The sequence below is a fragment of the Candidatus Nitrosacidococcus sp. I8 genome (genome assembly GCF_945836005.1).
Lineage (GTDB): Bacteria > Pseudomonadota > Gammaproteobacteria > Nitrosococcales > Nitrosococcaceae > Nitrosacidococcus.
Genome location: NZ_OX241534.1, coordinates 474,973 through 499,341 on the forward strand (window position 1 = coordinate 474,973; position 24,369 = coordinate 499,341).

The 24,369-nt window shown below is 36.8% G+C and carries 21 protein-coding genes and 1 pseudogene; 18 read left to right on the forward strand and 4 right to left on the reverse strand.

Annotated features, from left to right (window positions below):
• The first annotated feature begins 7 nt into the window (after positions 1-7).
• Positions 8-2,146, forward strand: a complete 2,139-nt coding sequence (locus OOL07_RS02480; protein ID WP_264694808.1) for a TonB-dependent receptor — start codon at positions 8-10, stop codon at positions 2,144-2,146.
• Between the two features lie 172 nt (positions 2,147-2,318).
• Positions 2,319-2,927, forward strand: coding sequence for a hypothetical protein (locus OOL07_RS02485; protein ID WP_264694811.1), 609 nt, complete (start codon positions 2,319-2,321; stop codon positions 2,925-2,927).
• A gap of 97 nt (positions 2,928-3,024) precedes the next feature.
• Here the strand turns inward: OOL07_RS02485 and OOL07_RS02490 are convergent, their stop codons facing one another.
• Positions 3,025-5,514 (reverse strand): ABC transporter permease, encoded by a 2,490-nt coding sequence (locus tag OOL07_RS02490; protein ID WP_264694813.1) that lies wholly within the window; start codon positions 5,512-5,514, stop codon positions 3,025-3,027.
• A 13-nt stretch (positions 5,515-5,527) separates the two neighbouring features.
• Positions 5,528-6,232 (reverse strand): ABC transporter ATP-binding protein, encoded by a 705-nt coding sequence (locus OOL07_RS02495; RefSeq protein ID WP_264694815.1) that lies wholly within the window; start codon positions 6,230-6,232, stop codon positions 5,528-5,530.
• Between OOL07_RS02495 and OOL07_RS02500 the strand changes: the two genes are divergently transcribed.
• Positions 6,231-6,845: an arylesterase gene (locus OOL07_RS02500; protein WP_264694818.1), complete on the forward strand. Its 615-nt coding sequence runs from the start codon at positions 6,231-6,233 to the stop codon at positions 6,843-6,845. The two genes, OOL07_RS02495 and OOL07_RS02500, sit on opposite strands and share 2 nt — an antisense overlap.
• 64 nt (positions 6,846-6,909) lie before the next feature.
• Here the strand turns inward: OOL07_RS02500 and bamJ are convergent, their stop codons facing one another.
• Together bamJ and OOL07_RS02510 are read right to left on the reverse strand one after the other, a co-directional pair.
• Complete coding sequence (bamJ, locus tag OOL07_RS02505; protein WP_264694820.1) at positions 6,910-7,590, reverse strand: BamJ family beta-barrel-assembly machinery protein; 681 nt, start codon at positions 7,588-7,590, stop codon at positions 6,910-6,912.
• Between the two features lie 174 nt (positions 7,591-7,764).
• Positions 7,765-8,115, reverse strand: a pseudogene (locus OOL07_RS02510) (DUF29 domain-containing protein); the annotation flags it as partial.
• Between the two features lie 283 nt (positions 8,116-8,398).
• Here OOL07_RS02510 and OOL07_RS02515 point away from each other — a divergent pair.
• From OOL07_RS02515 to OOL07_RS02585, 15 genes are all read left to right on the forward strand, one after another.
• The gene (locus OOL07_RS02515) at positions 8,399-9,268 is read left to right on the forward strand and encodes a hypothetical protein (protein WP_264694822.1); all 870 of its coding nucleotides are present in this window, start codon (positions 8,399-8,401) and stop codon (positions 9,266-9,268) included.
• A gap of 12 nt (positions 9,269-9,280) precedes the next feature.
• Positions 9,281-10,174: a HEAT repeat domain-containing protein gene (locus OOL07_RS02520; protein WP_264694824.1), complete on the forward strand. Its 894-nt coding sequence runs from the start codon at positions 9,281-9,283 to the stop codon at positions 10,172-10,174.
• A gap of 9 nt (positions 10,175-10,183) precedes the next feature.
• The gene (locus OOL07_RS02525) at positions 10,184-10,636 is read left to right on the forward strand and encodes a hypothetical protein (RefSeq protein WP_264694826.1); all 453 of its coding nucleotides are present in this window, start codon (positions 10,184-10,186) and stop codon (positions 10,634-10,636) included.
• Between the two features lie 163 nt (positions 10,637-10,799).
• Positions 10,800-11,246, forward strand: a complete 447-nt coding sequence (locus OOL07_RS02530) for a hypothetical protein (RefSeq protein ID WP_264694829.1) — start codon at positions 10,800-10,802, stop codon at positions 11,244-11,246.
• Positions 11,247-11,263: 17 nt separating this feature from the next.
• Complete coding sequence (locus tag OOL07_RS02535; protein ID WP_264694831.1) at positions 11,264-11,761, forward strand: TlpA family protein disulfide reductase; 498 nt, start codon at positions 11,264-11,266, stop codon at positions 11,759-11,761.
• A gap of 20 nt (positions 11,762-11,781) precedes the next feature.
• Positions 11,782-12,021 (forward strand): DUF4266 domain-containing protein, encoded by a 240-nt coding sequence (locus OOL07_RS02540; protein ID WP_264694833.1) that lies wholly within the window; start codon positions 11,782-11,784, stop codon positions 12,019-12,021.
• A 70-nt stretch (positions 12,022-12,091) separates the two neighbouring features.
• Positions 12,092-14,734 (forward strand): DUF3570 domain-containing protein, encoded by a 2,643-nt coding sequence (locus OOL07_RS02545; RefSeq protein WP_264694835.1) that lies wholly within the window; start codon positions 12,092-12,094, stop codon positions 14,732-14,734.
• A gap of 11 nt (positions 14,735-14,745) precedes the next feature.
• Positions 14,746-15,690: an FAD:protein FMN transferase gene (locus OOL07_RS02550; RefSeq protein ID WP_264694837.1), complete on the forward strand. Its 945-nt coding sequence runs from the start codon at positions 14,746-14,748 to the stop codon at positions 15,688-15,690.
• Between the two features lie 30 nt (positions 15,691-15,720).
• A complete protein-coding gene (locus OOL07_RS02555) occupies positions 15,721-17,268 on the forward strand; it encodes a fused MFS/spermidine synthase (protein WP_264694839.1) in 1,548 nt (515 codons plus the stop codon).
• 17 nt (positions 17,269-17,285) lie between these two features.
• Positions 17,286-18,089 carry an ABC transporter permease gene (locus OOL07_RS02560; protein ID WP_264694840.1) on the forward strand — a complete coding sequence of 268 codons (804 nt, stop codon included), beginning with the start codon at positions 17,286-17,288 and terminating at the stop codon, positions 18,087-18,089.
• Positions 18,090-18,100: 11 nt separating this feature from the next.
• Positions 18,101-19,312 (forward strand): ABC transporter ATP-binding protein, encoded by a 1,212-nt coding sequence (locus OOL07_RS02565; RefSeq protein WP_264694842.1) that lies wholly within the window; start codon positions 18,101-18,103, stop codon positions 19,310-19,312.
• Between the two features lie 6 nt (positions 19,313-19,318).
• Positions 19,319-19,948, forward strand: a complete 630-nt coding sequence (locus tag OOL07_RS02570; RefSeq protein WP_264694844.1) for a sulfotransferase family protein — start codon at positions 19,319-19,321, stop codon at positions 19,946-19,948.
• Positions 19,945-20,547: a sulfotransferase family protein gene (locus OOL07_RS02575; protein WP_264694846.1), complete on the forward strand. Its 603-nt coding sequence runs from the start codon at positions 19,945-19,947 to the stop codon at positions 20,545-20,547. The genes OOL07_RS02570 and OOL07_RS02575 overlap by 4 nt, the downstream gene beginning before the upstream one ends.
• Positions 20,547-21,248, forward strand: coding sequence for a sulfotransferase family protein (locus OOL07_RS02580; RefSeq protein ID WP_264694849.1), 702 nt, complete (start codon positions 20,547-20,549; stop codon positions 21,246-21,248). The genes OOL07_RS02575 and OOL07_RS02580 overlap by 1 nt, the downstream gene beginning before the upstream one ends.
• Positions 21,241-24,369: a sulfotransferase gene (locus OOL07_RS02585; RefSeq protein WP_264694851.1), complete on the forward strand. Its 3,129-nt coding sequence runs from the start codon at positions 21,241-21,243 to the stop codon at positions 24,367-24,369. The genes OOL07_RS02580 and OOL07_RS02585 overlap by 8 nt, the downstream gene beginning before the upstream one ends.

Here is a 24,369-nt window from a genome sequence, read left to right on the forward strand (position 1 = left end):
TTCTCTAATGGGAGTACGTAGTTTTTTTAAAAAAATATCTATTTGGATACTTTTAGGAAGTTTATTTTTATGGAGTGATGGAGGCTATGCCGAATCTTTATCTTCAGATTCTTCAAAGAAAAAAGAAAATAAAACAGAATCTGAAGCTGAATTTGAAGCAGAAACTAGCACTAAATCTTTAAAAAAAATTACAGTTACAGGAGGGCGGGGAGCTGATTTAACAGGGATTACTACCTCTGCTTCTCAAGGCCATGTGGGTTATCGCCAGTTAGAGGAGCGTCCCTTATTAAGACCGGGAGAATTATTAGAAGTTATTCCGGGGATGATGGTTACTCAGCATAGTGGACCTGGGAAAGCTAATCAATATTTTCTTCGGGGCTTTAACTTAGATCATGGTACAGATTTTTCCGCTAGCATTGATGGTATTCCCTTAAATTTACCTTCTCATGCCCACGGTCAAGGTTATTTAGATCTGAATGGATTAATTCCAGAATTAGTAGAAGATATTGAGTATAAAAAAGGACCTTATTATGCGGCAGTGGGGGATTTTTCATCGGCAGGTAGTGCTGCATTTCGTACTTTTGATAAATTACCGCAAGGGATTGCCTCTCTTACACTAGGAGAATTTGATTATTATCGTGCGGTACTAGCTAATTCAAGCACGGTAGGGAGTGGAGATTTTCTCTATGCAGGGGAATTTAAATTCCAAAATGGCCCTTGGGTTACGCCTAATGATGCCAGATTTTACAAAGGGCTATTTAAATATACGATAGGAGATAATCAACAAAAACTTTCATTAAAAGCCCATGCTTATCACGCTAATTGGAATTCTACTGATCAAATTCCACTTCAAGCAGTAGAAGAAGGGCTAATATCTCGATATGGAAGTATTGATCCTACCGATGGTGGTATCACCGATCGCTATACTTTAGGATTAAATTGGCTTCGCAATGGGGATAGCACCACTACTGAGGTCAATGCCTATGGTTATTATTATGATCTCAACTTATATTCTAACTTTACTTATTTTTTAGATGATCCTATTAATGGGGATCAGATTAATCAAAGGGGTCGACGGTGGGTGACTGGTGTGAATGGAAAACACAGCTGGTTCTTAGACTGGAACGGAAAAGCAGTTACTAATACGATCGGTATGCAATTTCGCCATGATCATATTGGTGAAGTAGGAATCTTTCATACTCGTGCTCGTCAGCGATTAAGTACCGTATCCAACGATCGGGTGTATCAAAGTAGTGTAGGTTGGTATGGGGAGAATATGATTACATGGACAGATAAGATTCGTTCAGTTATTGGAGTGAGAGGAGATCTTTATAATTTTGATGTTACTGGTTTAATCCATCCGGAGAATTCTGGAGATGTAACTGCTTTTATTGCTAGCCCAAAATTTGGGCTGATCTTTGGTCCTTGGGATAAAACTGAATATTTTCTAAATGCAGGTTATGATTTTCATAGTAATGATGCACGAGGGGTAACTCAAAATCATGATCTTGAAACTGGAGATCCCATTGAAGCAGTAACACCGCTAGCTCGTACTAAAGGGGCAGAGGTTGGCGTGAGAAATACTTGGCTTCCCAAACTTACCACTACTTTATCTGTATGGTATCTCAATATGGATTCTGAATTAGTTTTTGATGGGGACGAGGGTACTAATGAGCCTTCTGGAGAAAGTAATCGTTATGGGGTGGAATGGAGTAATTATTACCGCCCTCTTGATTGGCTCACTATAGATGCTGATTTTGCTTTCTCAAAAGCTCAGTTTATTAATGGAGATGCGGTACCAAACTCCATGGGACGGGTGATTAGTGCAGGAATAACCGCAAACTGGCCTACTAACCCGAATATTTTTGGCACCATTCGCTTACGTCACTTTGGTGATTCTCCGCTAACAGAAGAGAAGAATGAAAATGTTTTTGCGAAACCTACTACCTTAGTTAATTTAAAATTAGGTTATAAAAGCGAGCAGTGGAGCGTGTCTTTAGATGTGCTTAATTTACTCAATGCTAAAGACTGGGATATTGGCTACTTTTATGATTATAGACTCCAAGGGCAAGCTGCCGTATCAAGCACTGTATTCCATCCAGTTATTCCTCGGGCATTTCGAGGCAATATTTATTATCGCTTTTAGAAAAAAGCGAAACTTCACTTAATGTAAAAACAAGGGTTTTACTTAGAATTTTTAGCCTAATTTTAGATTATTAACTTACTTTTTGCTCAAATAAGTAAAACTAGGATTGTATATAATTCTAATTTACCCATAAATTAAATAATGACGCTTACCGAATACAAGGAATATAAAAATGAATAAAGCTAAGTTTAGATTGCTTTGTTTCATCATTACTTTAGTAGCTGTAAATTTTTGGGCAGCACCATTACTAGCAGCAGATGATACTTCTTTAGTACTATCGGAGGATACCCCTTTTGGTTTGGGCTGGGGAATGACTGAAAAGCAAGTTAAAGCATTAGGAGCAACTTTAAGCCATTCTCAAACCTATGAAAATATTGATATCTTTTCTTCAAGAAAATTACCTGAACAGCTCCCTGTGATCCGTGTTGATTCTTATTCACTTCTTTTTGATAAAAAATGGGGATTACAGAAAATCATGATGTATTCGAAAATTATACAAAACGATCAGGATGGGGAAGTAGGAGAGAGTCAGTATTTTGAGTTAAAAAACTTTCTTATGAAGAGACATGGTAACCCCATTTCTATTTCAGAAAAAGATGACTTCGATGACTCCTCTCAGTGTTTTCCTAGTAAGTGGTGCGATAAATGGTCTACCGCTTTTAGCAATAATAACGCCCATATTACCCTTGACCTTAAAAGAATGGTGAATCTAGTAAGCTATATCAGCTTGGTATATGAAGGACCTAGCTGGGAAGATATAGTCAATAGAAATAATAAATAAAAATTTTTATCTAACCTTTTAATACAGCGTTTTCATTGTCTCCTATCTTAAGAATTAGGTAGTTATTAATTTATTCTTAATATAGAGTTTTTTGCTTTTAAAGCCGTAAAGTTTCAAGGGGTGGGGTATTGATCACAGAGCGAGTGCCTATTAATCCAGCAATACATACTCCAATACTTCCCATCAATAATCCAATGATAAGTAACCAACCATTAAAATGGTAGGTCATATGAAGTACATGGGCAGAAACAAAATGACCTAGTATCATTGCACCTAAAGCAGCAATGGTACCAGCAAGTGCTCCTAGTGCTGTAAATTCAGCAATTAGAGCACGTAAAATAATACCTCGGCTTGCTCCTAAAGCGCGAAATACTGCACTTTCATAACGCCGCTCTCGATGAGTGGCTTGAATGGTAGCAAATAATACAATGAATCCAGCAGCTACTGTAAAGGTAAAAATAAACTCAACGGCTAAAGTAATTTTATTGATAATAATTCTTAGCTGCTCCATTAATGCTTGTACATCTAAAATAGTGACGCTAGGAAATGCTTTTATAAAATCAATGAGTAAGGGTTTCTTATCTGTAGGGAGGTAAAAACTAGTCATATAAGTACTTGGGTAAGGATCAAGCAGCCCCGGAGAGGCAATGACAAAAAAGTTAGGATTAAATGAATTCCACTCCATAGAACGTAAGCTGGTGACTGGAGCAGTCACTCTTTGGTTATCTATTTGAAAGGTGAGATCATCACCTAGGCGGATATGTAAGGTATGGGCTAACTCTTCTTCTACCGAAAATTGATCAAACATGTCTTCAGGTTTTGACCACCAACGCCCGGCAATAATTTTATTGTCTTTTTGTAGGTAGTGAGTCCAGGTTAAGTGAAATTCATGGGCAGCTAAGTGTTGGGCTCGATGATTTTTATACTGCTCTGATCGTACTGGTTCATCGTTAATAGCAATTAATCGACCCTGGATATTAGGGTAAATTTGAGGTTTGGCTAGATAATACTGATCGAAAATATGATCTATTTTTCCTAACTCATCAGGCTGAATGTTGATCATAAAGTAGTTAGGAGTATCAGGGGCTAATTCAGCTTGCCAACTCATAAGCAGATCAGTGCGAACGATAGTCAATAGTAGCATCACCAGAATTCCTAACCCTAAGGCAATCACTTGAATAGTACTACTTGTAGCTCTTCGTGCAATGCTAGCAAAACCATAGCTCCATCCGATACCTGCTTTTTTAGCTTGGAATCTTCTTACGCTTCTAATAAGCAGCCATAAAGTTATCGTTAAAATAGCAGCAATAAAAAAACTACCAATAAGCAAATATAAAATTAATGCTTGCTGGCCAGATTGCCAAGGTACTAATGCTCCAATGGCTACAATTGCTCCAAAATAAGATAAATAAGTATTTTTCCTAAGTGCAACTTCATCATGGCGTAATACTTGAGAGGGAGGTACTGATTTAAGCTGGAGTAAGGGTGGTAGAGCAAAACTAAGTAAAGCAATAAGCCCAGTAAAAACTCCAGTAAAAATTGGCACTAGCGAGGCTGGGGGAAGATCACTGCCTAACATCTGGCTGCTGTAATGGGAAAGCACCAGTTGGGCAACCCAAGCAATACCGCCCCCAATAAAGCCAGTAATAAGGCCTAGCCACACCATGACTAAAGTATAAATCCGAATGATTAACCCTTGGGTAGCCCCTAAGACTTGTATAATTGCACTATTACTTTGATGGCGAAGGGCATATTGCCTTGCCGCAATGGCAATCCCAATTCCAGCTAGAAATACGCTAGTAAGTGCTGCAAGGGTTAAAAACTGACGGGCACGATCAAGGGCAGATCGTAATTTTGAGCGGCGATCATCAACACTAATCATTTTTGCTTTTTCAGGAAGATGATTTTTAGCCCATTTTTTATAATTAAGAATATCTTGATGGGCACCTGCAAACAAGACACGGTAGAAGATTTGACTGCCCGGTAATAGTAATCCTGTACTCTTTGCATCCGCTAAATTAATCATTAGCCGAGGGGCAATGTTAAAGACTTGATTTCCCCTATCAGGTTCAAGTAGTAGGATTTTTTCGATTTTTAAGGCTGATTCCCCTAACTCAATGGTATCACCGACTTCCATATCGAGGGCTTGAGCAAGCTGCGGATCAAGCCAAGCAGCGCCTGAAGAGGGAATTGCTTTAGTTTTTGTAGCTTGATCAAAAAGAGAATTTCCTATCATTAGCTGCCCTCGTAAGGGATAGGATTCCTCTACAGCCTTGACTTCTGCTAGTTGTAAATCATCATCCACAAACATCATGGTACGAAAAGAAAGGGTGTTTGTAGTTTGTAATTTTAGCTGTTTTGCTTTTTCTATAAATTCTGAAGATAGTGGAGTGCCTGATTCGATGAGTAGATCGCTACCTATGGCACTACCTGATTCTATTTCTATGGCTTGCTGAAGTCGATCTACAAAAAAATTGACAGTGGTTACCGCACTGATAGCAATAATTAAAGCAATAGCAATGAGTTTAATTTCACCTGAATACCAATCTCGTTTTAGCGTAATAAAAGAGAGGGAGAGAGATTTCATATCAGTTATTTTTTTATGATCTAAGCAGATTCCATGAAAAGGAAGTACTCAGCCTACCTTCTTCTAAGGTGAGAGTACGATTACATCGCTTTGCAAGGGATTTATCATGAGTTACCAAAACCAGGGTTGTACCGTAAGTTTTCTTCATTTCAAACAGAAGATCAGATATTTTATTGCTAGTTTTATTATCTAGATTTCCGGTAGGTTCATCAGCAAATAAAATTTTAGGTCGAGAAACAAAGGCTCTGGCAATAGCTACCCGTTGCTGCTCACCACCAGAGAGCTGATTAGGATAGTGATCAATACGATGACCTAGACCCACTGCTTTAATTTCAGCTAAGGCGGTTTCTCTAGGCTTGGGATGGTTACCTAATTCTAAGGGAAGCATAATATTTTCTAATGCAGTTAAGTTAGGTAAGAGATGGAAATTCTGAAAAACAAAGCCTACTCGTTCATTACGTAATTTAGCTCGCTCATCTTCAGTTAATATTTGTAAATCTACCCCATCTAAAATAACTCTCCCTGAATTAGGTACATCAAGACCTGCTAGTAACCCAAGTAAGGTAGATTTTCCAGAACCAGAGGTGCCTACAATAGCAAGTGCTTGGGAAGAGGCAAGAGAAAAGTTAATATCATTTAAAATGGTTAAAATGTAGTTATCTGGTGTTTCTACCCGCTTAATGAGGTGTTCTGTGCGAATAATAAAATTATCTTTCATGTTTCAATTCAGTTTAGTCGCTATTTTACTGCTTCAGCCTATAGCTATTCATGCTCAGGTGCAACCCGCAATTTTAGTTTTAGGCGATAGTTTAAGTGCTGGCTATGGCATTAATTTGGATCAAGGCTGGGTCGTACAATTACAAAAAAGATTGCAAAGTGCAAGTTACTCCTATCAAGTAGTCAATGCCAGCGTGAGTGGAGAGACTACCCGGGGGGCACTAACACGTATTCATGATTTGTTAGAGAAATATCAACCTAAGATCATCATTATAGAGCTTGGTGGTAATGATGGATTACGGGGCATCTCTTTAAAAGAGATTGAAGAGAATTTTTCTCGAATTATTGAACAATCTAAAAAACAGAATACCCAAATACTTTTAGTAAAAATGAGAATTCCCCCTAACTATGGACCTAAATATACTAAGGCATTTGAAACACTCTTTCCTAAATTAGAAAAAGAATATGATATTTCTCTTGCACCTTTTATTTTAAAGGATATTGCTATCCATCCAGAGCTTATTCAAGAAGATGGCATTCATCCTAAAGTTGAGGCTCAAAAAATAATGTTAAATAACGTTTGGCCTGCTTTAGTACCCTTACTAAAAAAATAGCTAGATACTAGAGAGCAGGGCAGTGATAATAACAATCTATCACTGCCCCTATTTCTAACAATTTCTATTTGATTCCAAGTAACTCAATATCAAAAATTAAAGCTTCATCTGGACCAATAAAATGGCCTGCACCTTGTGGACCATAAGCAAGATCTGAAGGAACATAAACTTGCCATTTAGAACCTACTGGCATATGGGATAGTGCTTCTTGCCAGCCTTTAATGACCTGATCTATCTTAAAAGTAACTGGTTTATTTCTACTATAGGAACTATCAAATTCTGTACCGTCAATTAAGGTACCTCGATAATTTACTTCTACTTTATCCTTAGCCGTAGGTATCTTTCCTTTTCCTTCGGTTACAATTTTATATTGCAATCCGCTAGGTAAAGTGACTACACCGGGTTTAGCTTTGTTTTCCTTAAGAAAAGCTTCTCCTCGTTCTTTATTTGTTTTAGCTTGCTGTGCTTTTTGTTCTGCTTCTTTTTTTTGGAGTGCTGTCATCACTTTTTGTGCATCCTCTGGGCTTACTTTCGCGGGTACTTTATTTGCAGCATCATCGATTGCAAGTGTGAGTGCTTTTTTATCTATAGTAATTCCTTGCTGTTCCATGCTATGACCAAGCTGGTAACCGATAATATAACTCATTTTTTGGCTATCGGTATCTAAATCCCCTGCAAAAGACAGGCTTTCTAAGCCAGAAAGGGAAAGAATAAGGAATAAAAACAATGGTATTTGCTTTGGCATTTTCATATGTGGTTATCTGTTAGAATTAGATCGATTTTTTGAAAGTAGATTAGTTATCTTTAACTATTCTATAGTGGCATAACCTTAAATAAGAGTCTAAATCGTAATTTGCAAAATGCATTCTAATTTACTAGAAATAAGCCAATTGTCTGGATAAAAATCCTGATCTAGAATTTACTTCCAACGCCAGCCTGTTTGACTAAATGCTGCTGGAAATGTAGATTTATCTAACCCTGTTTTAGTGACTCCAAGTACGTAACTTTCTAAAAAATGGGTAAATTGAGATCTTAAGCTAGGATTGTCATCTAGGACGTTTTTGAGCTCTATTCGTTGAGTAAAAATAGTGGATCGCCAACTTCTTCCTCGATTTCCTCGATAGGTGGGTTGGGACCACCATTTCAGTAAGTACATCAGAAGTACTTTTAATCTGTTTTTAAGCTCTCACCGTTCACTTCTTCACATAGTTTCCACCTCTTCAATTAAGGCATCCAAATCTAGCTCGGTAAATTTTCTCTGTTTCAGAAGCGCAGCGGTCTCTTAGGTTCAAGCATAAAAATCAATTTCATGGGTGCTCATTTAAGCTTTCCTAAAAATATGATTTAGTTTTTAATTATATTTTAGGCTATTAATGTGTTATTAAAAACAAGTCATTTCCCTGAATTTTCTTAGCTTAGTCTGTGAAATAACAAAATTATTTTCTTACATATTTATTTATTTTATATAAGCTATTGTTTTTAAATTTTTATTTAAAATTGGCATACTTATCGCATATATATTAGAAATTTTGAATTTAAAAAAGGAAAAATTAATGAATAAAAATTATCTCATATTTGGGCGTATTGGATTACTGGTTTTAAGTCAAACAGCTATTGCCCACACAACAATCAAAGAAGGTAGTATTGAGGGAACAACCTTATACACTGCTGACGTGATTAATCATGGCTGTGTCTCTGGAACCAATCCAAAAATTCCAGTGATTGCAGAATCAGTTGTTTTCCCTAACGGATCAGATTCTGTAGCTACGGTATTATCTAATTCTGGGGATGCAGAACAGCCTATTGATATTAATAGTGTAATAGAAGGGGGGGCATTGACTATTATTCCTACAGGGATTCAGGATAAGAATGTATTTAATGTTCATACAGTACAAACGGATTCTCTTGGTAATGTACGTGGGTTTCAGTACTTAAGTAATTCAAGTAGTAATACACGTGCGTTTAATTACTCAATACCTACTTTAACTATTCCACCGGGACCACAAAGTGTAACAGGGCTTCCTGCCTCTTCAGCTACAACTAACAATGCTGCTCCTCAAGGTCAAGAAGGGGAGTTACAGCTAGATTTAGTAGGGGTAATTCCTTTTAAATTAGCAGGGGTATCTTTTCAAGCAAGCTCTTGTGCAACACAATTAAATATTCGGATTGGTATTGTGGATTGGTGTACTCAAGGAACAGATGATCAGCGTAATGATATTTGGATTGGCCATACCACGTCTGTATTTAATGAGACTGATAGAATTGCTACAGGTACTTTGGGATATTGGCCAACTTTAACTATTACTCGTGATTTGGCAAAGAATCCATTGCCTGAGAGTTGCGGAGGGGGGCAAATTGTTGCAGTAGAGCCTTCAGATGACGCTATAGACACCTACTTACCTATGAGTGGATTTACGCCTTAAACAAAAAAGAGTTTGTGGATAATTATAGATTTTTTAAATAATTTGTGGCCTTGGATTATGTGCTTAAAGCAATTATTTGTTGTTATTTTTCTCACTTATTCGATCAGTAGCTTTGGGGAAAAAATACCATCTACTGCGGATGGTAATCTAATACAGCTAGAAGTCACTCAAGCTCCCTTAGAGCAAGTACTTAAAATTATTGAAGATCAAAGTAACCCTCGGATACATATCCATAGTGCTTTAGAAGGAGATCGGCTTATAAATGCAAATTGTGTCGGTATGCCGCTTATAGTATTGAAATGTGCTCTCGGAAAGGATACTAATCTTGTATATCAGTATGAACATCAAACAGCTACTGACCATCTACCCCCCCACCTTGCTCAAATATGGATTCTCAATAAGAATTCAAAAAGAGCAAATCTACAAGAAGATTCCCCTGAAGATCAATTACCTCTTTGCAATGAAGAGAAAAATACGAATAGCCATCCTTCGTATCAATTGTCTTCAGAGGGAACACTTAATTTATCTTCAAATGAAATTAATCGTTTAGCTGAGCTTTCGCAATCATCCGATCCAAACCAGAGAAAAGCTGCCTTAGCTCGCCTTGCTCTTACTCATCAGGGAGACGAGTCTGTTAGGGAGGTAATGGAAGCTGCATTACAAGATTCTAGTTCTGAAGTAAGAGCGCAGGCGATTTTTGGTCTAACTAGGACCCATAACCCTAATATTAATCATATACTAAGCACAGCTCTAAATGATGAGGATATGAATGTACGTCTAATGGCTATAGGTCATACGGAAAACACTGATTTACTTCAGATAGCATTAGAAGATTCAGATCCAAACGTGCAGAATTTTGCAAAAATGAGATTAGAGCAAATATCAAACGGTATGTATGAGAAATAGAGGTGAGCTATGAGAAAATTTATGCTTTGGAACGGGATAATTGGTTTATTTATTTTAGGGACTTCTATTCAAGCGACTGCCCATAATCAAATTGGATCCCTAGGAGATCCGGCAGATGCTACAGATTATTATATGGTGCAATGTTCTACTGATGAGGGAGGTACCACAGGACAGCTTTATTTACAAATTTTTGATGGCACGACTACTCAAGGAGGAGGTAAAGTAAGTGTTGTTGGTGAATTTCCTGCAGGAAATATTGCCACCACTGCTTCTGATCCAGATAGATTCAGCCCGATGCCTGGTGGTCCTTCCAGTCTTCTCAAACCTGGAACTGATGGTACCTATAATATGTTTGTTCATAAACTAAAGGAGGGAGTAAAGCAGTATAATGTAACTTACCATTGTCAATCGTCTGAAGGTGCTCATACCGGCACCTCTATCCTAACCATCCAAGATCAGTAATAAGTTTGATTTATTAATACTTGTTGCTATTCTCTGCCTAGTGTATCGGGATAAGGATTTTATCCCTATCCCGATTTTTTAAACTAATACAAACATAGCAAAATAGATAACATAGATTATCTATTTAGATTTTATTAAAAAAATAAGTAAATAGGAGCACACTATGAAAAAATTTATTTTTTGGAAAATAACAAGTATTTTATTTATTTTGAGTTTTACTACCCAATCCATTGCACATACCCAAACTGGATCTTTAGGCGAAGATGCAGCAGCAACTGATTACTTTTTTGTACTCTGTTCCACAGATCAAGGGGGTACCACAGGTAAGTTGGAACTTTCCATCTATGATGGTACGACTACTCCAGGAGGTGGAAAAATAAGTGCAGTTGGCGTATTTCCTCAAACTCAAGCTGCAGCTACTGCCTCTGATCCAAACAGATTAGATGATCAACCTGGGCCAATTGCTGCAGTTCCTGGTCCCGATGGGACTTATTATGTATTTGTTCATAAATTAAAAAGTGGAGCTAAGAATTATAATCTGACTTATCATTGTAAATCTGCAGAAGGTGCTCACACGGGAGCTTCATTACTTACTATTCAGGATCAATAACTCATTTAAATATTATAATGGAATATTGGAAACTAGGAATTCTATATATCTTAATAAGCTTTTTTCCTATCAGCGGGCTGGGTGTGACAAATAATGAGCAAGCACCCAGTTGCTCTTTTTCTTCACTTGAGAACTCAGAGCAAATCACTCTAAAACAATTAAAAGGAGAAGTGGTTTATTTAGATTTTTGGGCTTCTTGGTGTATTCCTTGTTTAAAATCTTTTCCATTTTTAAACAATTTACATCATAAATATAGCCAACAAGGCTTGCATATTCTGGCAGTTAATTTAGACGAGCATTTAAAAGATGCTAAACAATTTCTTACTCAAACGCCTGCAGATTTTGAGGTAGCCATAGATCCAAATCAGCAATGTGCTAAAGCATTTTCCCTTACAGGAATGCCTTCTTCTTTTGTGCTAAATAAGGATGGCACAATTTCCCATACCCATCTTGGCTTTAGAACTAGCGATATTAAAGAAATAACAGCTGCAGTAGAGCAAGCCTTGCAAGAGTAGTAGGGATAGGTTTACAGCTTATGAAAAAATATAGCCTTAAAAAACAAATAAAGCTTACCTTACCATTACTCCTACTTCTAATTAGTGAAATATCAGGCTGTAGCCAAGTAGCACCATGGGAGCGAGGTAATCTTGCCCAGCCTCATATGGCACCAAGTACTCAACCATTACAAGACTCATGGAAGCAACAAGTAACAAGTGGGAGAGAAGCAGCCGCAGGTGGGGGTAGTACCACAGGAGGTGGGTGTGGTTGTTATTGAGAAATTTAGCCTTACTTTAATTCTTGTTACTACCAATTTATAAGCCTTAACTCTATTTGTTAGGTCAGCTGTGAAGTTATCCAATAAAAAAAACAACAAGTTAGATATAAGAAATAAAAACTATTCCATACAAGCACTTACTACTGCAGCACTTGCTTTACCTGGATTAGCTACTCTTTCAGCACAGGGTGCAAATTTTGTTGAAGATTTTATGGATCTAAGCAATTTTCATCCTGAAGGGGGGAATTTTAGCTTTCAATATAATCATTTTTCGGAAGGGGATAATACGCCAAGTCAATTTCGAATGAAAAAAAATTCTATTCATATTGATAGTATTCATGGATCGGCACAGGTAGATCTCTCTGATCGACTCACTTTTATTGCTCAATTTATTCAAGATACTTGGTCTGGTGCTACCCAAATCACTACGGCTCCTGCTGCAGTTACTCGATGGAATCCCAATGCAGAATCAGGAGCTTCAGGGTTTTTAAATATTAAAGGAGGAATCGTTAATTTCGATACTCAAACTGGACAGGGAGAGGCTACTATCCCTAATACTTTTGATCAACTAATGACAGGAGAAGTGATTAATGTGATGGCAGAGGCTTCTCCCGAAACAAGAAAGCAAGGAGATTTTGCCTTATCTTATCGATGGAATGATGATATTACCTATAACTTAGGTGGTGGAGATTCTGATGAAAGAGATTTTCATTCTCAATACGCTCGCTTTGGACAAACATGGGATTTTAACCGAAAACATACCACATTTAATTGGGGAGTGAGTTATACCCACAATAGTATCACTGCTGATCGCTTCCCCTTTAGACTTACTTCCGTACCAGTCAATCCGCAAACTCTGACCAACCCAGATTTTCCAGATTGGTCTGTCTATGCAAATAAAAAAAGAAATGATTTTTCTATTAATCTAGGAGTTTCTCAAATTTTAGATAAAAACTCTTTCTTTAATGCAGATTTTGTTTTTCTCCGCAATGATGGTTATAACTCCGATCCCTATAAAGAAGCTCTTTTTTTAGTACCATTAACTACCCCAGGTACTGCATGGACTTATAGTCGCTATGATAATCGACCTGATCTTCGAGATCAGTTTACTTGGAAGTTTGGCTATACTCGTTTTTTTGAAAAACCAAAAGCAGCCCTAAAATTAAATTATAGTTTTTTTCACGATTCTTGGAATATAAGTGCTAATACTTTTGCTGCCTCATGGGCTCAGCCATTAGGTCGTGGTTGGACACTTACACCTAATGTTAGATATTACAGCCAAAATGCTGCAGATTTTTATAGTCCTTATTTTATAGGATCTCAAACGCCTATATCATTACAAGATGCTTTAAACAATCAAGCTGCTTTACCCACACCACAATATTTTTCAAGCGATTATCGATTATCTGGCTATGGCGTAATTAGCGGTGGATTATCGTTAAGTAAGCAATTTATGGAAGGGGTTACTCTTGCAGGAAGTTTCAATTATTATCGCCTTCAAGGAGACTTGAAACTAGGGGGAGGTGGTGTCGGAAATTTTGCTGATATCAGCTATTATTCTACCAATGCTTCCATAAATATGGATTTAGGTGCTTTAGCACGACCTGGCGGTATATTATCTAATCGCCATCATCATAGTAGTAACCATAGTGGGCATGGAGGACATAACATACCTGCTGCGGTTATGTATGCTCATATGTTGGATCAACCGGGACAGCTCATGGTAGGAATGCGCTACTCCCATCATGGTTGGAAACCACCGAGTGGAGGAGATATGCTCCATGGTACTCAGCCTGTAGGTCTAACTGATATTATGAATAATGGTTGTGGTCCTAATGGGGCAACCTGCTCTATGGTGCCTATGCACATGGATATGAGTATGGAAATGATTGAATTTATGTACGCTCCCACTTCTTGGGTAACATTGATGCTCATGCCTTCATTTATGGATATGCAGATGCCGATGAAGAATATTCCAGGAGCTCCCCAAGTACTTCCAGGACAAAGTAGTATGATTATGCCCAGTGGTGTTTTAAGAGAGGCCACTGGAGGAATTGGGGATACTCAATTTCTCTCCCTATGGAGATTATATGATTCTCCTCATCAAATGGTACCAAAAGCACAGCATCATATTCATCTTACTACAGGTCTAAGTGCTCCTACTGGTCATTCAGGGCTTACATTAAATGATCAAGAAACAGATACAAGTAGTCCTTATTTTGCTAAAGCCTTATTTTATGAATATGATATGCAGCTTGGCAGTGGCACTTGGGATTTTCTACCTAGCTTAACTTACACTGCTAATCTAGATCGTTGGTCTTGGGGTAGCCAGCTCGATGGCGTTGTACATAATGGAAGAAATGCTTCGGGTTATGCTTTAGGCGATCGATTTGAAGCAATGACTTGGGGGAGTTATGACATATTTAACTGGCTTTCCTTTTCAATGCGAGGTATGTATACCATGCAAGGGGAAGTTCAGGGCCGATTTAAAGAAAAACTGCAAACTATTGGCGCTATGCCAGATCGCTATACCTATAATTACGGAGGACAATATTGGGATGTAGGATTTGGTCTTAATGCCGCAATTCAAGAGGGAACACTCAGAGGTAATCACCTTAGTCTCGAGTGGTTACAACCAGTTTATCAAAATGTAAATGGCTATCAGCTGGCTAAATCAGGATCCCTATTTGCCACTTGGGGCTTTGATTTTTAGCCCCTCTCTTTATGAAGCTTTACCATCATCCTTTCAAGGCTATGGGTAGTCCTTGTGAACTTCAAATCTATGCAAAAAGTAAGATAAAAGCAGAAAGGACAATCAACGAAGTTATTGAAGAAATAAATCGGCTTGAAAATCTTTATTCCCGTTATAAACCAAAGAGTTTTCTTTCTCGAATTAACCAAGTAGCAGCTATTGGAGGGCATATCTCCGTGGATTATGAAACTCAAGGGCTACTTAACTATGCAGCTATTTGCTATACCCAAAGCGATGGGTTATTTGATATTACCTCTGGGATTTTACGCCGGGCTTGGAACTTCAAATCAGAAATTATCCCCAGTAGCTCAGAAATTCAGGTATTACTAGATAAAATTGGCTGGAAAAAGTTACGGTGGGAGCCTCCTGTACTCATATTCCCTTTAGCAGGCATGGAAATAGATTTTGGTGGAATTGTTAAAGAATATACCGCAGATAAAGTAGCTGCTTTAGCACAACAAGCAGGGATTAAAGGAGGATTAGTTAATTTAGGGGGTGATATTAAAATTATTGGTCCAAGGATAGATGGGAATCCTTGGTGTATTGGAATTCGCCATCCAGAGCAAAAAGGGATAGCAATCCGTAAAGTGTTGCTTCATCAAGGAGCTGTTGCCAGTAGTGGAGACTATGAGCGCTACCTTTTATTCAATGGGATTCGTTATGGTCATATACTTAATCCCAAAACAGGCTGGCCAGTACAGCATTTAATTGCGGTAACCGTAATCAGTGATTTATGTGTAGTAGCTGGCAGCACTTCAACCATCGCTATGCTTAAGGAAAAAGAGGGAAAGCAATGGCTTGAAAATTCAGGGTTATCTTATTTTTGGGTAGATACTCAAGGTAACACCGGAGGTACTTTAAATAACTTATTGCCTATTCAAAATAATAATATATCTGCTGTTGCTGTAGTTTCTTAACTAAATAATTAAGGTTATAAAAATTCCTTCATGCCTAGATCTGAAAAAATAAGGTTGTATCTCACCGTGTTTTTGGTAGGAATTGCAGTGATGATTGTAGAGTTATTAGGCACTCGAATTGTTGCCCCTTTTTATGGAGCCAGTCTTTATGTCTGGTCTGCTTTAATTTCAGTGACTATGATGGCACTTGCTGGAGGGTATTTTATTGGGGGTTATTGGGCTGATCGAACTAAAAAACCCTACTTATCTCTAGTGATTGCATGCGCTGCTTTATGTATTTTTTTAATTCCTTGGATTACTCGCCCTGTATTACTTGCTACTGATTCTTTTGAGTTACAGCTGGGTGCTTTTTTAAGTGCATTCATCTTATTTTCCCCTTGCTTAGTTTTTTTAGGCATGGTCAGCCCTATGACTATTCGCTTATCTTCCTTTGCATTGGAAAAAGTGGGCGCTAGCGCTGGCACAATTTACGGTATTAGTACCTTGGGGAGTGTCATAGGTACTTTATTTTTAGGATTTTATTTATTTCCTAGAATAGGATCTTATCAAATTCTAATTGGGCTTGGGGCAGTGTTATTTATCCTTTCGGGAATTACGGCTTTTTATGAAAGGAAAAAATCAAAAGTTTATATTTTTTTTCTATCCATAATATTTATTACTGCAGTCGCTATTGGAGTATTAGGGATAATAAATACTAATCGCAATAATTCTATATACCCTGGAGGGCATTTATTTGAAATTTTATCTACACAAGAGAGTTTATATGGCTGGGTAAGGGTGATTGATGAGCCAGAGAAAGATCTCCGCTTGCTTGCTACTGACTCTTCTATAATTGGGGCAGCTAGTATCCACAATGGCCAAAATAGGCTAGCGTATCAAGATATTATCCCTTTACTTCCTCTCTTAGCGAATCACTCTGTAGAGCACGCTTTGCTTATAGGACAGGGAGCAGGGCATATGGCAACAGTACTTAAAAGCCAATATGGAATTACAGTGGATACCTTAGAAATTAATTCTGCCGTTGCTCAAGCTGCAACCGATTATTTTGGTTTTATTCCTACCGGAAAAGTAATGATAGGTGATGCTCGCTATAAAATCCGCCATTTAAAAGACACTTATGACTTAATTATTCATGATTGTTTCACTGGAGGAGCAGAGCCTGAATATTTACTTACTGTAGAGACTCTGATTCAATTACGATCCTTACTTTCAGAGCAAGGAATGTTAGTGCTTAATTTTGTAGCTTTTGCTGAAGAGGGTAAAAATCCTGCCCTTGCCTCTGTTGCAAAGACTATAGATCAGGTTTTTCCTCATCAAACCGTTTTTATTTCTGATCCCGGTAAAGATTTTAACGATTTTATTTTTTTAGCTAATAGTAGTCCTATTTATCTAAATAAAAAATTTCTTAGCCTTAGTCAAAGTATTTGGCTGAAGCAACGGTTATTTACAGTAGATAAAACAAAAGGAATCCTATTAACGGATAATTTCCACCCCTTAGCACAGCTACAAACTAAAAAAGCAAGTTATTATCGATCTACCTTAATTGATTGGTTAGGTACCGATCTTTTAATAAGATAGTTAGCTTTATATCCCCTATGTTTCTTATTACTCCATTTAAGCAGTTTATAAAAAATAGAGAGCTTATTCTTCAGCTCATATGGAGTGAAATTGCGGGGCGCTACCGTGGTTCTTTTGCTGGATTTTTATGGTCTTTGTTAAATCCATTGTTTTCTCTCATTATGTATACTTTTGTCTTTGGGGTAGTATTTAAAGCTCGCCAAGGGTTGGCAGTAGAAACTACCTTTGATTTTTCTTTAATGCTTTTTACAGGGCTTACCCTCCATGGGTTACTTACCGAGTGTATTACTAGGGCTCCTTTTCTAATTACAGGGAATCCAAGTTATGTAAAGCAGGTGGTCTTCCCCCTTGAAATTTTACCTCTGGTTACTCTAGGAGCTAGCCTTTTCCATACCAGTATTAGTTTCTTATTGCTCATTTCTGCTTGGGCAATGACTCATGGCGGTATTGGAATTTCTATTATTTATATTCCTTTTTTTATTGCCCCTTTAAGCCTTATTACACTAGGGTTAGGGTGGTTAATTGCTGCAACTGCCGTCTATTTTAAGGATATAAATCAATTAGTAAATTTTATGAGTAGTGGGCTTTTATTTTTCTCCCCTATTTTTTACCCAGCCAGTGCGGTTCCTCAGCCCTTTCAAACCATTTTAAATATTAACCCACTTACTTATATAATCGAGCAAGTACGTAGCTGTCTTTTAGATAAAGATTCGTTTGTACTTCAGGGTTACTTGGTTTATTTGCTCATTGCCTCTTTAATAGCTGTACTAGGCTACTTTTGGTTTCAAAAAGTTCGCCCAGGATTTGCAGATATTTTATAAGGGCTATACTTGTGATTCCTCTTATTAAAGTGGATAGTGTAAGCAAGTGCTATCACTTATATCAACGACCTCAAGATAGATTACTTCAGCTTTGGTTTAAAAACCGTAAGCAGCTCTATCAGGAGTTTTGGGCATTACAAAATATTTCTTTTGAAATATACTCTGGGGAATCCGTTGCTATTATAGGGCAAAACGGTGCTGGAAAGAGCACGTTGCTCCAACTCATTGCGGGTACTCTTAGCCCTACTTCTGGAAGAATTACTATTCGTGGTAAAGTTGCTGCCTTATTGCAATTGGGTAGTGGTTTTAATCCTGAATTTACTGGCCGAGAAAATATCTTTTTAAATGGGGCAATTTTAGGATTTAGCCGTAATGAAATTTCCAATCGGTTTGTTGAAATAACTGATTTCGCAGATATTGGTAATTTCGTTGATCAGCCCGTGAAAACCTATTCATCAGGTATGGTTATGCGCCTTGCTTTTGCGGTATCTACTTGTCTTGATCCAGAAATTCTAATTATTGATGAGGCCCTAGCAGTAGGAGATGCAGTATTTCAGTTTAAGTGCCGCAACCGTTTACAAGAATTAATTACTAGAGGTGTTACCTTATTGTTTGTTTCCCATGATATGAGTGCAGTAAAATCTTTTTGTCGTCGTGCTATTTATTTAGAAACAGGGCAAAAAAAGGCAGAAGGAGAGGCTGAACAAATTGCAGAATCCTATTTTATGGATGTTCGTGCAAAACAGGTTAAAAATACTTTAACGAAAAATAAAACCACTGCAATCCAGGGGAAAAGCCGAGGAGGCTATGGTACTCAAGAGGGAGAAATCATTTCAGCTCACTTTAAAACTACAGGGAATAATCAAGCTTTTTTTAATTATGGGGATATAGTCACCTTTACAGTCATTTGCCAATTAAATACCCTAATAAAATCCCCAATTCTCTCTGTAGTAATTCAAGCTGGAAATTTAGTGGGTATTGGTGGGCAATGGTTCCCCTTAAGTAGTTTTATAAAAGAGCAACAACCTATTGCTTTGACTATGGCATTACCAGCTTATTTTAATGAGGGAAAGTATTTCATAACCCTAAGATTAGAAGATCAACAAGGCGAGAAAAATATATTTATTTTACATAAAATCCCGGGAGCATTAAGTTTTGATGTATTTTCTCAAAAGGAAAAAGCTTTACTTGGATTTTATGATTTACAGTTAACCTGCACATAGTAATTTATGGTTATTTCCCATAAATATCAATTTATTTTTATAAAAAATGGAAAAACCGCAAGCACTAGCATAGAAGTTTTTCTTTCCCAAATTTGCTCTGATTCTGATATTTTTACCCCTATTTACCCAGCTGTAGCACCTCATACTCCCCGAAACTATGAAGGTTTTTACAACCGTATGACCAGTGCAGAAATTCGAGATCAAATAGGAGAGAGAACTTGGAAAAATTATTTCAAATTTTGTGTAGAACGAAATCCTTGGGATAAAATTATTTCTTATTATCACATGGCTAAGTTTAGAGCTAATGGTAATCTAAGCCTTGATGAATTTTTAGCCACTGGGGTGTTTCCTATTAATTTTCCTCGATATACAGAGCCTAGCGATCCTACAAAAATTATTGTAGATAAGATTATTTATTACGAATATTTAACTGCAGGATTAGAAAAAATCTTTAAAAAGTTAAATATCCCTTTTTATGGATCTTTAGGAGTGCAAGCAAAATCTGAGTATCGTACCGATTATAGATCTTACCAAAATATTTTAACGGTGGAACAAGCTCAGAAAATTCAAGATATTTTTGCTACCGAAATTAAGCTCCATGGCTACCGCTTTGATGATTCAAGACAGAGATTATGATTAGTAATGCTTATAATTTTATTTTTGTGCATATCCCTAAAACAGCTGGAAATGCAATCCAAAATATACTAGGAAAGTATTCTGAAGATAGGATAGTTAAGAATGGTCATGATAAAGATGGGATTCATAGGTTTGGGGTTGTAAGTTCTTGTGGAACAATAAAGCACGCTACCTTAACAGATTATTTTGCTGTATTAAGTACCGAAAATTTTAAAGAAAAGCGAAAAATTACTTGCATCCGTAATCCTTGGGATCGAGCAATTTCTTTTTATTTTTCTCCTCATCGGGGGTGTAGCCACTGGGATCGGGATGCATTTATCCGTACTTTAGATAAAATTCAACCCATAAGCTATTTTATGCAGTTACCTAATACGGTTGATCTAAAAGCTAATTTTAATTTTATTATACGCTACGAACAAATTGACCTAGACTTTTCTAATTTGTGCCAATTTCTTGGTTTTGCCACAAAAAAACTACCTAAAATCAACCAAGGAATCCATCAAGATTATATAAAATATTATGATACAGAATTAATTGATCTAGTAGCTGATCGCTTTCAAGAAGATATTACTCTTTTCAATTATGAATTTCATAAGTAATGCAAGCAGTCATCGTTCATATTCCTAAAGCGGCCGGTACTTCATTAAAAAATGCTATTGCAGAAGAAACTGAATCCAATAATATTTACTTTGATTATCATCGTCCTTTAGCAAAAGGAAATTTACAAAGAAATATGGATTGTTTATTTACAAGTATTAAAAATAAGCCTAGATCTGAGCAAATAATTTTTGGCCATTTTCTTGTAGGAAAATATGCCAAATTCAATGGGATTCATTTTAAGAAACGTCCTAATACTGTCTATATTACTTTTCTACGTGATCCGCTTCAGCGAGCTATTTCTCATTTTTTTTTCTGGAAACGAACGGATGTTATAGGGCATAGAGTTTGGGAGCAATTTACTCAAGAAAATTGGGACTTAGAGCAATTTCTACTTTCTAAAGAACATAGAAATTTTCAGGCTAAATTCCTTTGGCGTTTTTCTTTAATGCAGTTTGATTTTATTGGGCTTACTGAACACTTTAACGACAGTATAAAAATGCTTAGGATTATTTTTCCTCTGTTTAAAAATTTAACCATAAGAGAGGAAAATGCTAACCCTAATAGGGTGGGGAATAGTTATCTAATTTCTCCTAAATTAGCAAAGCAATTTAAACAACAAAATCAACAAGATTACGCACTATATCACCAAGCTATAGATATTTTTACACAACAAAAATTAAAACTACTTGCCTATGGCTAATCATCCTCCATCAATAGTATTCCTACTTGGTGTTCCCCGTTCGGGGACTACTTTGCTTTCCTGTTTACTTAATCAACACCCAGATATTTATTGCCCACCAGAGCCTTGGTTACTTTTAGGATTAGAAGCACTAGGTAAAGTGCCTATTGATCATCCAGCAGATTCATCACTGCTTACAGGTGCAACTACAGAGTTTTTGGGATCTCAACGATCTCAATATTTAAAACAAGCAGCTCGAGCCATCTATGAAAAAAAAAGAATAGAGGTAGGAAAGCAAGTTTTTATAGATAAAACTCCTCGCTATTATCATATTCCAGAATTTCTAAGTAGTTTTTTACCTGAAAATAAATTTATCTTACTAGTACGTAATCCACTAGATATTGCTGCATCTTTTAAAACATCTTGGGGGGTTAATTTACCCCAAATTATTAGCCAACAAGACGATACCCCATTTTTATTTGATTATATTTTAGGAATTAACCGTTTATTAGTTTTTTCTAAAAGCTACCCAGTACTTGGTATAGCTTATGAAAATTTAGTGACTAATCCCGATTCAGAAATAAATCGGATATTTGATTACCTGTCTTTACCTAAACAAAAAATAGATCAAAACTTAGATCCTTCCATTTATAAAGAGAGTCTCTTTGGGGATAGAAATATCTTAGATACACCCCATATTCATACTCAATCTATAGGAACATACCAAGATGTTTTTACTTCTGATGAAATAGGAATTCTTATTAATGGATTAGGTAAAGATACCTATATCCAACTGGGTTATGGAGAACAATGTGATCAAATATGTGAAAAATTTAATATTTCCCTAGATCCACAACAGCCTTCAAAACTATTTGAAGTAGCAGAAAATTATATTCAAAAACGCCGTATTTCTTGGTCAGATCCCAAACATAGAGGAGTCTTTGGCACCCAAATCGAGGGCTTAACTCAGCAACTCGAAGCATTAGATATTCATATTGAAACAGTAGAAACACGAAATACTCAAATCAGCCAACAGCTACAAGATAAAAATAAAGAGCTAGATTTTCTAAAATCTCAACTTGTACAGATTCAAAAGGAGCAAAAAAATCAACTTGAACATGCTCAAAAAGAAAAAGAAAAATTTAATCACCAACTCAAACTTATTGAATATAGAGGGTTAAGGACTCGACTACGGGAAGATCTTATTTATATAAAAATCAGAATCAAAGATTTAATTAAAAGAAAACTTTTCCAAATTGCTCAAGGCTCTCCATTACCTCCGTTACCTAAAATTTCTATCGTTACTCCAGTCCTTAATGGGGAGCAATATCTTACAGCCACCTTAAGCTCTGTGCTTAGCCAGAATTATCCTTACTTAGAATTTATTATTGTAGATGGAGGCTCTACAGATAGCACCTTATCTATTATTAAAGATTTTCAGCAAAATAAAAATTTTCCTAACGAAATTAATAAAGTGATTTCTGAACCGGATCAAGGAATGTATGATGCCATTACAAAGGGATTCTCTTGTGCAACTGGGGAGATACTGGCTTATATAAATGGGGATGACTTACTAGAGGGAGGAGCATTCACAGCAGTAGGTAGTTACTTTGCAAGCCACTTAAAAGCGACAGTGATTTACCATGAAGACTGTGTGTTAGTAAATGGTTGGAAATATCCAAATATTTATCAACCTAAAGGTATAAATACTGCCCAGTTACTCAATCGGCATATTCTTTTTCAAGATGGGGTTTTTTTCAGGCGAAGTGCCTATGAAAAAGTGGGGGGAATTAGGAAGGATCTAAAATATGCAGGAGATTATGATCTTTGGCTTAGGCTATCGGCTAAATTTACATTTATCCGCCAGCCTAACCATGTAAGCACTTTTCGGGTTCATCAAGGACAATTGAGTCAGGATATGGAATCCTACCGTCAAGAAATGGATCAAACTCGCAATGATTTTCTACACCAAGCCTCTTCACTGCAAAAATTATATTGGGAATTTCAAGCTAAATATTATTGCTTATTCCAATGGATTGCTAGGAGAGTATTGAGGAAAAATAGGTTATTTTTTCCAATTGATTTTCGAAATCAGCCTCCACCTGTAGTTACCTTAATTGGTACTGAATATGGACAAGCGATTAGTCCTATTGATGATAAGCCAGCAGAGCGGCTTTTATTTAGTACGCCAGATACGCGCTTTGGAGGTGATAAAATTCATCATATTTATTTAGATACTCGCCATAATATTGCCATTACTTATCCACTTATTTTAGAAACTGAATTGGATGCTCTATATCAACAGCATTATTCAAGTCCTCCAATAGGAATTCAAGAACCTAAAGGCACTTCCCCTTATCGTCAATTTAATGGAAAGTGTTGGTGGGAAAAAATATTATTACGCCTACCCATAGAAAAAGTATATCCTTATATTTGGCAAGATCAGACTTTAGCTGAATTAATTCAAGTGCTTAGAAGTATCAAAATAGATATTAAAGCACCACTTAAATTGCTAGATGTAGGCTGTTTTGAAGGTCAACTTTTAGATGAAATTAAAACAAAAACACCTTGGCAAGGTTCTGGCTTAGAAGCAAATCCTAAAGCTGTAGAGATAGCAAGTAAAAAAGGTCATTTAGTTTGGCAAGGTCATGGATCACAAGCCACTGAAATCATCCCAAAACCCCATCAGTTTGATGTAATCTTTATGGGACAAACAATAGAACATATGAACAATCCCATACAAGTACTACGGCAACTCCGTTTATTGCTTGCTCCAAGTGGGGTTTTAATTCTAAGTACACCTAATTTAGATTCTCGCCAAATTAACTGGTTTGGTCCCACTTGGGCCCATTGGCACGCACCCTATCATCGCTATATTTTCTCTAAAAAAGGATTATATGCACTTGCCAAACAAGTTGGGTTAAAATCTGTTTGTTTTAACACTTTTTCCCACCCATATTGGAGTGCTTTATCTATTATTCAAAATAGCTTAGGGTTAGGAGGAAGTGTTTCCCACGGTATAGAGTTTGCTCCTTTAGTGAGCCAAAGAGCTGCTCGAGTATATTTTTGGCAGCGACTATTTTGGAATAGGCTAAGTAAAGGAGATTATAGTTTTTTTGCTATGCAAGAGGGAGAGGGGTAA